General features: G+C 49.2%; 15 protein-coding genes. 7 read left to right on the plus strand and 8 right to left on the minus strand.

The features are described from left to right. Nucleotides 1–255: 255 nt before the first annotated feature. Nucleotides 256–663, minus strand: a complete 408-nt coding sequence (gene tnpA / locus K0A89_09405; protein MBW6518701.1) for an IS200/IS605 family transposase — start codon at nt 661–663, stop codon at nt 256–258. Nucleotides 664–917: 254 nt separating this feature from the next. Between tnpA and K0A89_09410 the strand changes: the two genes are divergently transcribed. Genes K0A89_09410 through K0A89_09430 form a run of 5 tightly spaced genes read left to right on the plus strand, consistent with a single transcriptional unit; the run spans nt 918 to nt 5,715 of the window. Further along, on the plus strand, nt 918–1,715 hold the full coding sequence (locus K0A89_09410; protein ID MBW6518702.1) for a 2-amino-3,7-dideoxy-D-threo-hept-6-ulosonate synthase: 798 nt from the start codon (nt 918–920) through the stop codon (nt 1,713–1,715). Then, nucleotides 1,712–2,854, plus strand: a complete 1,143-nt coding sequence (locus K0A89_09415; GenBank protein ID MBW6518703.1) for a 3-dehydroquinate synthase II — start codon at nt 1,712–1,714, stop codon at nt 2,852–2,854. The genes K0A89_09410 and K0A89_09415 overlap by 4 nt, the downstream gene beginning before the upstream one ends. Before the next feature lie 14 nt (nt 2,855–2,868). Further along, a complete protein-coding gene (gene aroD / locus K0A89_09420; GenBank protein MBW6518704.1) occupies nt 2,869–3,567 on the plus strand; it encodes a type I 3-dehydroquinate dehydratase in 699 nt (232 codons plus the stop codon). Next, nucleotides 3,564–4,391: a shikimate dehydrogenase gene (gene aroE / locus K0A89_09425; protein ID MBW6518705.1), complete on the plus strand. Its 828-nt coding sequence runs from the start codon at nt 3,564–3,566 to the stop codon at nt 4,389–4,391. The genes aroD and aroE overlap by 4 nt, the downstream gene beginning before the upstream one ends. A gap of 16 nt (nt 4,392–4,407) precedes the next feature. After that, on the plus strand, nt 4,408–5,715 hold the full coding sequence (locus K0A89_09430) for a prephenate dehydrogenase (GenBank protein ID MBW6518706.1): 1,308 nt from the start codon (nt 4,408–4,410) through the stop codon (nt 5,713–5,715). A 38-nt stretch (nt 5,716–5,753) separates the two neighbouring features. Here the strand turns inward: K0A89_09430 and K0A89_09435 are convergent, their stop codons facing one another. The 3 genes from K0A89_09435 to K0A89_09445 all read right to left on the minus strand — a co-directional run bounded on the left by K0A89_09435 (nt 5,754) and on the right by K0A89_09445 (nt 6,840). Further along, nucleotides 5,754–6,047: a transcriptional regulator gene (locus tag K0A89_09435; protein ID MBW6518707.1), complete on the minus strand. Its 294-nt coding sequence runs from the start codon at nt 6,045–6,047 to the stop codon at nt 5,754–5,756. 6 nt (nt 6,048–6,053) lie between these two features. Next, a complete protein-coding gene (locus tag K0A89_09440; protein ID MBW6518708.1) occupies nt 6,054–6,272 on the minus strand; it encodes a hypothetical protein in 219 nt (72 codons plus the stop codon). Between the two features lie 88 nt (nt 6,273–6,360). Beyond that, nucleotides 6,361–6,840, minus strand: coding sequence for a PepSY domain-containing protein (locus K0A89_09445; protein MBW6518709.1), 480 nt, complete (start codon nt 6,838–6,840; stop codon nt 6,361–6,363). A gap of 175 nt (nt 6,841–7,015) precedes the next feature. Here K0A89_09445 and K0A89_09450 point away from each other — a divergent pair, with 175 nt between their 5' ends. Further along, nucleotides 7,016–7,747, plus strand: a complete 732-nt coding sequence (locus tag K0A89_09450; protein MBW6518710.1) for a Nif3-like dinuclear metal center hexameric protein — start codon at nt 7,016–7,018, stop codon at nt 7,745–7,747. Nucleotides 7,748–7,789: 42 nt separating this feature from the next. Here the strand turns inward: K0A89_09450 and K0A89_09455 are convergent, their stop codons facing one another. From K0A89_09455 to K0A89_09470, 4 genes are read right to left on the minus strand one after another with little or no spacing between them, the layout of a single operon-like run. Next, nucleotides 7,790–8,362, minus strand: coding sequence for a YeeE/YedE family protein (locus K0A89_09455; GenBank protein ID MBW6518711.1), 573 nt, complete (start codon nt 8,360–8,362; stop codon nt 7,790–7,792). Further along, the gene (locus K0A89_09460; protein MBW6518712.1) at nt 8,362–8,832 is read right to left on the minus strand and encodes a YeeE/YedE family protein; all 471 of its coding nucleotides are present in this window, start codon (nt 8,830–8,832) and stop codon (nt 8,362–8,364) included. The genes K0A89_09455 and K0A89_09460 overlap by 1 nt, the downstream gene beginning before the upstream one ends. A gap of 16 nt (nt 8,833–8,848) precedes the next feature. Further along, nucleotides 8,849–9,070 (minus strand): sulfurtransferase TusA family protein, encoded by a 222-nt coding sequence (locus tag K0A89_09465; protein MBW6518713.1) that lies wholly within the window; start codon nt 9,068–9,070, stop codon nt 8,849–8,851. A gap of 13 nt (nt 9,071–9,083) precedes the next feature. After that, nucleotides 9,084–9,617 carry a hypothetical protein gene (locus tag K0A89_09470; protein ID MBW6518714.1) on the minus strand — a complete coding sequence of 178 codons (534 nt, stop codon included), beginning with the start codon at nt 9,615–9,617 and terminating at the stop codon, nt 9,084–9,086. Nucleotides 9,618–9,849: 232 nt separating this feature from the next. Here K0A89_09470 and gatE point away from each other — a divergent pair, with 232 nt between their 5' ends. After that, nucleotides 9,850–11,748, plus strand: coding sequence for a Glu-tRNA(Gln) amidotransferase subunit GatE (gene gatE, locus K0A89_09475; GenBank protein MBW6518715.1), 1,899 nt, complete (start codon nt 9,850–9,852; stop codon nt 11,746–11,748). Nucleotides 11,749–11,940: the final 192 nt, after the last annotated feature.

Raw genomic sequence — 11,940 nt, forward strand, 5'->3', positions numbered from 1 at the left:
ACTTCCTTCTCCAATACACTTTCTGGTTTTTCATTTATACAACCAGAAAGAAAAATCATACTAACAATCAGAATACAAATTATCAACAATTTCTTCATTTGAATCATCTCACAGAAATTTATAATTTCAATTGTTAACTCGTTTATAGAGTTTTCTATTTAGCTATGTCTATGATTTTAAACCAAAAAGATGCGCAGTTCATCCATCCCGCAGTCACTATACCCCGGACTTAAGTCACAAGGCCTGTAATAAGCCTTAGCCCTTTGATTTCTTATCTTGTCCGGCGATATATTTCTCAACAACTTCCCATCCATGTCCAACACTTCCATGATAGCAACTTGGTGCCCAGAGACTTTTATCACACCACTCTTTAAGTTCAGGAAATTCCTGCCGCAATATCCTGCTGCTTCTCCCTTTCAACCGCTTGGCAATAAAACTTACGGAATATTTTGGTGGATACTGGATAAAAAGATGAACATGATCGCTACAAACCGATATATCAATAATCTCGATACCCAGTTCTTTGCAGGTCTTACGTATAATCGCCTCCGCTACCATTGCAACATCCCCTACCAGCACCTTGCCCCTATATTTAGGTGAAAACACCATATGGTCAGTGAGTAAAGATACCGTATGCCTGTCGTGTCTTACCTTCTTTGACATAGAAATTGCAGATGCTGGTTTATTATAAACATTAAAGGCAGGAATGGAATGAAAGTATTTTTCTTTCAAAAGAAATCCTTTATTCTCGACTTCAAGATGACATAATATCCCAATCTTTGCGCCCTTTGCGGTGCCCGAAAAATATCCCCCAGTAAAACATCTTTCATCACCTACTCCCCACCACAAAATCGGCACCTATATATACCATCCAATCGTGTCAGTGTGTCACACATTAACACAGTAAGGTGAACACTATGTCAGAAATTGGAAAAAGCATACGCATAGAACGGATAATGGACAGACAGAGCAGGAACATGGTAATAATACCCATGGACCACGGCATATCAGTAGGCCCGGTCAAAGGACTGGTGGACCTGCCAAAGATGGTCAACAAAGTGGCCGAGGGCGGCGCCGATGCGGTCCTGCTCCAGAAAGGCATGTCAAAACACGGGCACCGCGGGTACGGCAGCGATGTGGGGCTTATCATACACATCAGCGCGTCAACGGCACTGGGTCCAGACCCCAATGAAAAGGTCCTCGTCTGTTCCGTGGAAGAGGCCATCAAACTGGGTGCCGATGCGGTCAGCATCCACATCAATATAGGCAGCGAAACCGAAAGTGACCAGCTGGAACAGATGGGCATGATATCAGAGAACTGCGACTTCTGGGGAATGCCCCTGCTGGCGATGATGTACCCCCGTGGCAAGGACATATCCAACTCGAACGACCCTGAACTCGTGGCACATGCAGCCCGCGCCGGAGCCGAACTGGGCGCCGATGTCGTCAAGACCAACTACACCGGCGACCCCGACACCTTCAGGGATGTCGTACTGGGATGTCCCGTGCCCGTGGTCATGGCAGGCGGTCCAAAGACCGAGACCGATGCAGAGTTCCTGGAAATGATACGCGGCTGTATCGATGCAGGCGGTCGTGGCGTAGCCATAGGCAGAAATGTATTTCAACATCCCGACCCAACAAAGATGACCAGGGCTATTACAAAAATTGTGCATAAGAATGCCAGTGTAGAGGATGCTCTGGAGGAACTGAAGTGAAGAAGAAGAGTTTATGGATAAAAGCAGATGCCGGGGATTGGGACGAACGCAAACTCCGCATCACCACCGGTCTTGAATCAGGAGCCGATTTCGTACTGGTCAACGAGGATGATACTGCCAAGGTACGGGAACTGGGCACCATCAAAGTGGCAGCCTTTGTCAGGGATGGCAAAAGCAAAGCTGATGTCTTTGTGGTAGGCAAACACAGCGAAGGTGACGGTACAAATCCGCTGCCCAGTGATTTTTCAGGGAGCAGGGATATCAACCAGGCCCTCCAGCTCAAGGACAAAGGGAAAAAGACAGCCGGGTACGTGGTCATCAAGAACAAAAAGTATGAAGAGTTCGCTGCCGAGCTGGGCAGGGTGTGCGATTATGTCATCGTGGTAGGCACGGACTGGAAGGTCATCCCGCTCGAGAACCTCATTGCAGGTCTCCAGGAAATGGATGTGGATATCATTGCAGGGGTCAGGAATGCAGAGGAGACCAGGCTCACGCTCGAAACCATGGAACACGGCTCAGAGGGCGTGCTGCTGGATACCGATGATGTATCAGAGATCAAGAGGGTCGTCAAGGCTGTTGAAAAGACAGGACTTGAAGAAACGAAATTGAACACCGCCATCATTACCAGGGTCAAGCAGGTAGGTATGGGGGACAGGGTATGCGTGGATACCTGCTCACTGATGAGCGTGGGCGAGGGCATGCTGGTAGGCAGCCAGTCCAACGGCCTGTTCCTGGTACATTCGGAATCAGAGGACAGCCCCTACGTGGCAGCCAGGCCATTCCGCGTGAACGCTGGCGCGGTACATGCCTATGTCAAGATAGGCGAAAAGACCCAGTACCTCTCTGAACTGGGTGCCGGTGATGAAGTGCTTGTCGTCAATTCAAAAGGCGAGCAGCGGCCTGCCATTGTCGGACGCATCAAGATCGAGAAGCGGCCCATGGTACTGGTGGAAGCAAAAGTAGGCGATGCAACCATCAAGACCATACTCCAGAATGCCGAGACCATCAAACTGGTCGGCAAGGACGGCAAACCCATATCTGTCGCCGTACTCAAAGAAGGCGATGAAGTGCTGGCATATTTTGAGGACACTGCCCGGCATTTCGGCATGAAGGTAGATGAGACCATTATCGAGAAATAATACTGCAGATTGACATGGTTTGGATAGGAAACGTTGACCTGGGAAAGGGGCCGGGTATAGTGGCTGCCATTGGCAGCGATGCCCTCAATACGGCAAAGCGGGCCAGAGTACTGGGCGCCAGCATACTTGAGGTCAGGCTTGACCTGCTCGGTATCAGGGACGCTGATGAGGCGACAGCCTTACTGGACGACATGAAGGTCCAGGTGGGCCTACCCATCATTGCCACCAACCGGTGTACCAAAGAAGGCGGGCAGTGGAGCGGTAGTGAAGCTGGCAGGATAGACCTGCTTCTCTCAACCATATCAAGGGCAGATGCGGTAGATATCGAACTCTCCGCCCCTTTGCGAAGCAAAGTGGGCGATACCGTGAAGTCTGCCGGTAAAACACTTATTATCTCATCCCATGATTTCAGGACAACACCATCATCTGATGCCATGTTGTCCATACTGGTACAGGAAAAGGAAGCCGGAGCGGACATTGCCAAACTGGCAGTGACCCCTGCCGGGACAGACGATACCCTGCGCCTGCTGGAAGTGACACACCAGGCCGGTTTTCCGGTATGCACCATTGCGATGGGCCGGCAGGGTGCACATACCAGGGTGGTGGCGCCGCTCTATGGCTCGGTGCTTACCTATGGTGCCGTGGATGAAGCAGTGGCACCGGGACAGCTTAAGATAGATGAATTGAAACATATGCTGGAGTTACTATCATGAAAACCTTATATGCAGTATTTGGCGACCCTGTAGGGCACAGCCTGTCCCCGGTCATGCACAATGCTGCCTTTGCGGCACTGGGCATGGACTGCGAGTATCACAAGTTCAGGGTCACGAAAGATGACCTCAAAGACGCGATCCATGGTGCAAAGGCCATGGGTTTTGGCGGGTTGAACCTGACCATACCCCTGAAGGAAAGAGCCCTCAGGCTGGTTGAGCCCGACCCCCTGGCAGAGGCTGTGGGTGCAGTGAATACTATCGAATTCAGGGGAAACGGTCTGGTGGGTCACAATACTGACGGGATAGGTGCATTGAATGCCTTGAAATCTGCAGGAATTGTAATCCCCCATAGTATTGTGCTGATCCTGGGTGCAGGAGGAGCTGCCAGGGCTGTGGCGTACCAGCTCGCCTCGCACGGCGCCCGGGTAACCATCGCCAACAGGACAGCGAAGAGGGCGGTGGAGCTGGCAGAAAATGTCAGTTCGGTGGGACGGGCTGAAGGTACCGGTCTGGAAGACCTGCCAGGGCTGGTGGAACAATCACATATCATCATCAACACCACATCGGTAGGAATGCACCCCGACACAGACCAGACCCTTGTCACAGGAGATATGATGCATGCCGGACATGTGGTATTCGACCTGGTGTACAGCCCGCTCGAGACCAGGTTGTTGAAAGAAGCTAAAAAAGCCAAAGCTATCACCGTTGACGGTATCAAAATGCTGGTTCTCCAGGGCGCTGAGAGTTTCAGGATATGGACCGGCATAGAGCCCCCGGCGGATATCATGGAGCGGGCCGTTCGGGACGTGCTTGGAAAACAGTAACATGAGAGGCATGAGCATGAAGATACTCATAATAGGCGGTACAGGCGATACCGGCCAGTGGTTCACCAGATTCTATAAAAAGCATGGCTGGGATGTAACTGTCTGGGGAGCAAATGCACGGCATGATATTGCAAAGATCCTGGGAGTACCCTTTGCCGATGACCTGGACAGTGAGATCGCCCTCTCAGACGTGGTTATGATATCGGTTCCCATTGACCTCACCGAACAGGTGATAGCTGATATTGGGCCAAAAATGAAAGCTGGAAGCCTGTTAATGGATATCACCTCTATCAAGACGATACCTGTAAACGCTATGTTGCAATACACTTCCCATGGGGTAGAGATACTGGGTACACACCCGATGTTCGGCCCCACTATCCCCGACCTGCAGGGCCAGATAGTCATACTTGTACCGGTCGAGGGACGCAGTGAGAAGTGGATGCCGGTAATCCGTACCTTATACGAGGAACAGGGTGCCCACATAGAGGTAACCTCGGCACGGGAACATGACCGTATGATGGCCGTGGTGCAGGGTCTTACTCATTTTGCCTACATATCCATAGGCTGCGCCATGGCAGAACTGGACTTTGATGTGTCCCGTTCGCGCCGGTTCATGAGCCCGGTGTATGAGATCATGGTTGATTTCGTGGGCAGGATACTGGCCCAGAACCCGTACCTGTATGCCATGATACAGATGAATCCCGAGGTCGAGGTCGTGCATGATGCATACATGAAAGTATGCAGGGAGATGTCAGACCAGGTCAAAAGAGGTGACATCCAGGAATTTGTAGATGCCATGAAGCATGCAGCAGTTCATTTTGGCGACACGCAGGCCGCACTGGGACGCTCGGACAAGCTCATCAATGCAAAGATATCAGAGTTCCAGGAGCTGATACATTCCATCGGTACAGAGCGGGGGCTTAGGCACCAGTATTCAGGAGTGACCCACCTGGGTATTGTCAGGAAGGTAACGCCACTGACCGTGGTCATCGAGCGCAGCGGCAGGGAAATTATACTGAAGATAGAGAATACGCGCCTGCTGCACAGGGACGAACTTCTTGAGTGGAAAAAACAGAACCTGAAGCACAATTCAAGGGACGTATCGGTGATCGTTCCCCACGGTGCCAGTCCGGATATTATCAGGGACCTGGTATCTCAGCTGGATGGCGTGGTGTCGGTGGATATCATCGATATCTATGACGGACTTGACAGTGATAGCATAAGTGTGACATTCAGAGTGACCATCATGGGTGACCTGGATGCCGGTAGCGTTCACAGTAAGGTCAACGACCTGCTCTCAGGTATTGGTTGCACACTAAGATGATTGAGTTAAAAACTCGAGTATAATAGAGTGAAAAATGTTCAGAATATCGTTTCCAGGTCATCAAGACCCAGTTCTATCCTGAAATCCTTGAGCCGGTAAAAGTTCTTTGCCCTCATATCGTCATCTTCCAGCCGCAGGTCACCCTCAACAAATCCTGATTTCTCAAGTCGTTTCAAGTGAAGATAGAGGACCTGCCTGCTTACATTCAGTTCCTTGGCCAGTTCATAGATGTACCATTCCCGCTGGGATAGCAGATAGATTATCTTGAGCCTTAAGGGATGGCGTATGGCCTCACCGATATCCACTATCTTTTGCATAGTGGGTGCTTCCATAGATTATCAGATCTCGTCCAGTTTGTTCTTAATCTCTTCAACGGTCTTTTTCACGTCTTCCAGGTCCTTTTCCATCCTGGTAAGCTGTTCACTGCCGCCGGCCATGTAATTAGACTTATTCAACAGCACAATGACCACCGCAACAACTATGAGGATAAGTATCACATCAATGATCAGGCCGTATATCCCAAATCCTCCCATGAAACCGCTACCAGTTCCCATCATTCCATTCGCCATAAATTCGACTCCTTTTGGTTATAATAGAAATCTATGGTCATTAATCTGATGTAACTGTTTGGATGGGATGCGGGGATTAGCCCCACATCGCGCAACCGGCACCATTACCTGCACCTCTGAAACCTCCACGACCATTGTTGAAGTCAGCATTTTCAGACATATATGCATAGAAGTCATCATATACTTCACCCGTAAACATGTCAACACGTGCCTGTTTTGTTACTCCGTCATCGTCCTCATAGGAAGCTACAAACCAGCGTCCCATCTGGTACATTTCAGAAGTTAACGTACCATCCACAGCGTCCTCGATGAGCTGGACAGCTTCTTCCTGGGTCACTAATACGGCATCACTATCTGCATACTGGCCGTACCCCATCATGTGTCCGCCCCAGCGTCCCATATGCTGGCCCATCCACTGGTACATCTGGTTGGCCCAGTCATTATCACCATTCTGCTGGGCGTAGTACCCGCCCTGTCCGCCCATTCTTGCACTGGCGATGCCTGTGGCACCCACCAGAGCTGCTATAACGAACAATATCATCAATTTTCGTCTCATTTCTTATCACCTTATTATATTATTCTCAATTATAACACATATGTAATGTCAATCTTACATATATCAAGTTATTCAATATATATGTTTCGCATACCTTATGCACGTAACACATGAGTAGACTGAAAAAATCGTAAAGTATTATGCCTTCCTGTATTGAATACAAGAGAATGATACTATGAACCTAAAACAGGCCATCAAATTCCTTGAAAACATTGCCCCACCTGAACTGGCTGATGAATACGATATCGGCAGGATAGGACTGGTCCTGGACCGCGACAATGAGGTGAATAAAATTGCGACCTCATTGGATGTCACCAACCATGTGCTGCTTGAGGCCGCCCGGTGTGGAGCAGACCTGCTGATAGCTCACCACACTCCCATCTACGAACCCGTGAACCGGCTTTCGAAGACCCTGGCAGATACCCTGAAGATAGCACTGGACAACGAGATATCCATCTATGTGATGCATACCAACTACGACCGGGCACAGGGCGGGGTCAATGACGTACTGGCGGGACTGCTGGGGTTGCACCATACCAGAACTGTTGATATGGGCCGTGTAGGGGATGTCGCTCCCACAACTACTGAAGAACTGGCCAGGTTGACCGCACAGCGGCTGGATACCCATGTCCAATATGCGGGCGACCATCCAGTTGAACGTGTAATGGTATTGGGTGGTAGCGGTTTGCGAAAGGAATATATTGAGATGGCAATTGATGCCGGGGCCGATGCCTTTGTGTCAGGTGAACTGCGCCATGATGTAATTCCCTATTCAAAGGACATCTCATTGATAGATGCCACCCATTACGCAACCGAGAACCCTGCCATGCGAGAACTTGCCAAAAGGTTGCCTGTCGAATCCGTATTCATCGACTGTAAACCGCAGGTACGCGTGATTGTTCAATAGAGTTCATGGGATCCATATAATTTATCTGATTTTCCAGATTTTTCACGCGGATTGTTCAGATTCCTCGAATTTGCCGGGGTCATCGGGTCTATCGGATTTACCGGATTTTTTACGGTATTTCATTCCCACGACCACAACGACCATGGCGACGATAAGTACCCACGGACTTATGCCAAGCCAGCCATACAGGGTTATCTTCCCCACGGTTGTGGGTCCAATAACATTTTTTAGCAGGTACTGGTGCAATTCCGCATATACGGCCATGCCGGTCAGTACTCCCAGGATTGCAGTGAATGCGGTCACATATCCTTCTCCTGCCCTGAACAGCACGCCCGATGCGCACCCGCCTGCCAGCACCATACCCACACCGAAAAGCAATCCGCCAATCACATTATGAAGTCCTAACGGTTTTACCTGGAATTCTATGAGCCCGAGCGATTCAACCGTAAAAAAACCAATGGATGTGAAAAGTATTGCATATATAACACCCTTTGCAAGATAGGTATCCTTTGTCATAAAGAGGTCCCTTGCTGCCGATGCCATGCAGAACCTGCCCCGCTGGAGCACTGCTCCGAAGGCAATCCCGAACAATAATCCGACCAGTAGCGAATTCATCAGACCAGCCTCACAATTATTTTTGAACCAGCATACGCACCCACAACAATGAACACTCCTCCCACGAGGCTGGCAATCGAAAACTGGGGTACGCCGGACAGAATATGACCCACGTTACACCCGTTGCCTATGCGCTCACCCAGCCCCATGAGCATGCCGCCCATAAACGTATATGCGAGCCATTTCCGCTCTTGCGGCACCCTGACCTTAAAATCACGTCCCAGGTTCGCTGATATGAATGCGCCTATCACTATTCCGATGATAAACATAACGAACCAGTTGACCTCGGGAGTAAATGTCTGGAAATGCAGGTTCGATGAAACATGGGAGGGTATGACACGATTTTCAACTGCGGCAACCAGTTTCATTTCCGCGCCGCCGATGCCCCATGGCCTGTTGAAATATACAAACAGAAGTGTGTTCAGTACAGCAAGAAGCAGACCGGTGACCCAGGGCGGAAGATAGCGCATAATTCATCAACAGCAGCTATGGAACAATTATAGTAATTTCAAACTCCACACCCTTTTCGTCAACGGTAAATCCAATCCCGCGTTTCCTCAGTTCCATGGGAATGGACCGTCTTGCCGGCGGATGGTCACTGATGACCTTTAGAGTATCACCGCTATGCATTGCACCGACCTTTTTGATGGTCTTGAGCAGCGGTACCGGACAAATATCACCTCGTGTATCCAGGACTTCTGAATTCATACATACTCTCCTCCTAATCTTTTAAACTTTTTATTCCGATGAAGCAACAGTTACTTTCATGTTCACAGGAAAAATCAACGGCAGTTTGCTTTTCACCAAGGATAACTTCGATTATACCGCTGACCAGCCCTCCTTCCATATGGCATGATACCTCATCTTCTTTTCTTTGCATGAGGGATGAGGGATGATTGCACAATTTAAAAGATACTGAATGGTTCTCGAAGTCGATATTGGTAAAATCTATATTTCCCCATCCGGTATTTCTCAGGATTATTGAACTCAGTTCTGACATCTGGGTTTCTACATCCAGTTCCCTCAGTTCAGGAAAATGTTTGTAGGTGAGTCTGGCATATTGCTTGCCCATCTCGTATCCCACTTCCCTCAAAATTGCACCGGAACCTGACCCCAGATATTTCTGGACAGTATGCCTGAAAGATGCAAATGATTCAGTAAAGAGTATTGTGCTGGGTTCCCCCATCATTACAGGATGGCCTGCTTTTTCATCCAACCATAAATAAGGTATTGGTTTTTTGTTATTTCCTGACATACCATGTCATCCTCCCGAATGTAAGACAGAGATCATTTCTAGTTGTTTATTGAGTAACAATTTATATATTAACTGTGACCGAAGGGTACGTAATTTTATATTATACTTTTAATAATGAGTTTAATACACTTATATATTTTGATGAAGTTATTTCATTCCCTACCGTAAGGAAGCCATTAAATGAACAATAGTCTTATGCAATATTACCTCCCAACAAGAGGACGAGATTTTCATGAGTCGTAAGTACGATTATAGTAAACTGGGCCTGATAGCAGGCCTGGAGATACACCAGCAGCTTGACACGAAGGAAAAACTGTTCTGCGGTTGTCCGACTACGTTACGTGACAATGAAGATTCCAATTTTGAATTTTTCAGGTATTTACGCCCTACCCGCAGCGAGATGGGCGAGGTGGACCGGGCCGCAGCCGAAGAAGCGATGCTGACAAAACGGTTCGTGTATAAAGCCTATGACACGACCTGCCTGGTGGAGAATGATGAGGAACCACCCGGGGAATTGAACCGGGAGGCGCTTGGCATCACTCTTCAAATAGCAAAACTCCTGAACATGCGCGTGTTCGATGAGATACATACCATGCGCAAGATTGTGATAGACGGTTCCAACACTTCAGGATTCCAGCGGACTGCGCTGGCTTCTACCAGCGGATATATTGAAACAAGCCAGGGTAATGTCGGGGTAGGTGTACTGTGCCTGGAAGAAGAAGCCGCCCGGAAATTGGAGGATAAAGGTGATACTGTTAAGTATTCACTTGACCGGCTCGGTATCCCGCTTGTGGAGATCGGGACAGAGCCGGATATCAGATCACCGGCCCATGCCAGGGAGACAGCCGAACGTATCGGTATGCTGCTGCGCTCAACAGGGAGTGTCAAGCGGGGATTGGGTACTATCAGGCAGGATGTGAACATTTCTATTGCCCGGGGCGCACGGGTGGAGATCAAAGGTGTGCAGGCCCTGGACCTTATCGAGACCATTGTGGAGCAGGAAGTTGAGCGGCAGGTGAACCTGCTGGATATCATGGATGAGCTACGCTCCCGGAACGCTTCTGTCCCCGGGGATACTGTTGATGTCACTGACCTGTTCATCCAGAGCCAGTCCAAGGTCATAAAAAATGCACTGAAAAAAGGGGTGGTGCTGGCAGCGAAGTTGCCAGGTTTTGCAGGTTTGGTTGGCCGCCAGGTCCAGCCGGGGCGCAGGTTAGGAACTGAATTATCCGACTATGCCAAAAAATCAGGTGTTGGAGGGATATTCCATACCGATGAACTGCCTGCATACGGTATAACCGAACAGGAGGTGGAAGCCCTGCGACAGGCAGTAGATGCTGGCGAAGGGGATGCTGTCATCCTGGTGGCAGACCTGGAAACGCGTGCAACCGGGGCCATGCAATTGGCCACAGAACGGGCACGTATGGCACTCAATTCAGTGCCGGAAGAGACCCGGCGGTCATTACCTGACGGTAACTCGGCTTACATGCGACCCCTGCCAGGTGCTGCGAGAATGTATCCGGAGACCGACATCCCTCCAGTGGTTGTGACTGCGGAAATGCTCGATGCTGTCGAACTGCCGGAACTGCTTCCCCAGCGCAAGGCCAGGTATATGGAAGAATGGGGGCTCAATGAAGAACTGGCAGGCAGGATGGCATACTCTGCTCACTTTACGTTGTTTGAGGAAGTCCTTTCAAAAGTAGCGGGGATAAATCCCATGCTTGTTGCCACAACATTGATGAGCACGCTGCCGGAACTCAGGCGAGAGGGTTTGAACATAGACAGATTAGAGCCTCAACATTTTGAAGACGTATTCAGGCTGATAGTGTCGGGAGGAGCTGCTAAAGAAGTTGTACCGGAAATATTGTCTCAGATAATAGAACACCCAGAAATGACTGCTGAAGATGCTGCCAGGGAATTGGGTTTAGGAAAGAAGCGATTAGAAGATATTGAACATCTTATCGAGAATATCGTGATCCGGAAACTGGACTTTGTGAAGGAGCGCGGTATGGGCGCCGTAGGACCGTTAATGGGTGAGGTCATGAAAGAACTGCGGGGCATCGTTGATGGTGAGGTTGCCAGCAGCCTGCTGAAAAAGAAGATCGAAAAACATCTGGGCCAGGAAAAATAATCACTATGTGCAGTAATTATAATTTCATTGATAAAATTGACAATGTAATGTATTATCGTTATATTTATGTATCTCATGCGTCAATATAATCAAATCGTAAAACGTTCAGGTCAATCCAGGAAACTTTGCGGTAGCATGCGAGTACGAGTCGTCGTTGGGTTGCGGTTGTGCATATGAAGCGCACATCATTTA

The sequence above is a fragment of the ANME-2 cluster archaeon genome (genome assembly GCA_019429385.1).
GTDB lineage: Archaea > Halobacteriota > Methanosarcinia > Methanosarcinales > Methanocomedenaceae > Methanocomedens_B.

Coding starts and splice junctions, on each gene's coding strand:
- K0A89_09455 (MBW6518711.1), bottom strand. CDS start 8,362: ATGAATTCGCTACTGGTCGGATTATTGTTCGGGATTGCCTTCGGAGCA.
- K0A89_09430 (MBW6518706.1), top strand. CDS start 4,408: ATGAAGATACTCATAATAGGCGGTACAGGCGATACCGGCCAGTGGTTC.
- tnpA (MBW6518701.1), bottom strand. CDS start 663: ATGTCAAAGAAGGTAAGACACGACAGGCATACGGTATCTTTACTCACT.
- K0A89_09440 (MBW6518708.1), bottom strand. CDS start 6,272: ATGATGGGAACTGGTAGCGGTTTCATGGGAGGATTTGGGATATACGGC.
- aroE (MBW6518705.1), top strand. CDS start 3,564: ATGAAAACCTTATATGCAGTATTTGGCGACCCTGTAGGGCACAGCCTG.
- K0A89_09450 (MBW6518710.1), top strand. CDS start 7,016: ATGAACCTAAAACAGGCCATCAAATTCCTTGAAAACATTGCCCCACCT.
- gatE (MBW6518715.1), top strand. CDS start 9,850: ATGAGTCGTAAGTACGATTATAGTAAACTGGGCCTGATAGCAGGCCTG.
- K0A89_09435 (MBW6518707.1), bottom strand. CDS start 6,047: ATGGAAGCACCCACTATGCAAAAGATAGTGGATATCGGTGAGGCCATA.
- K0A89_09410 (MBW6518702.1), top strand. CDS start 918: ATGTCAGAAATTGGAAAAAGCATACGCATAGAACGGATAATGGACAGA.
- aroD (MBW6518704.1), top strand. CDS start 2,869: ATGGTTTGGATAGGAAACGTTGACCTGGGAAAGGGGCCGGGTATAGTG.
- K0A89_09470 (MBW6518714.1), bottom strand. CDS start 9,617: ATGTCAGGAAATAACAAAAAACCAATACCTTATTTATGGTTGGATGAA.
- K0A89_09465 (MBW6518713.1), bottom strand. CDS start 9,070: ATGAATTCAGAAGTCCTGGATACACGAGGTGATATTTGTCCGGTACCG.
- K0A89_09460 (MBW6518712.1), bottom strand. CDS start 8,832: ATGCGCTATCTTCCGCCCTGGGTCACCGGTCTGCTTCTTGCTGTACTG.
- K0A89_09445 (MBW6518709.1), bottom strand. CDS start 6,840: ATGAGACGAAAATTGATGATATTGTTCGTTATAGCAGCTCTGGTGGGT.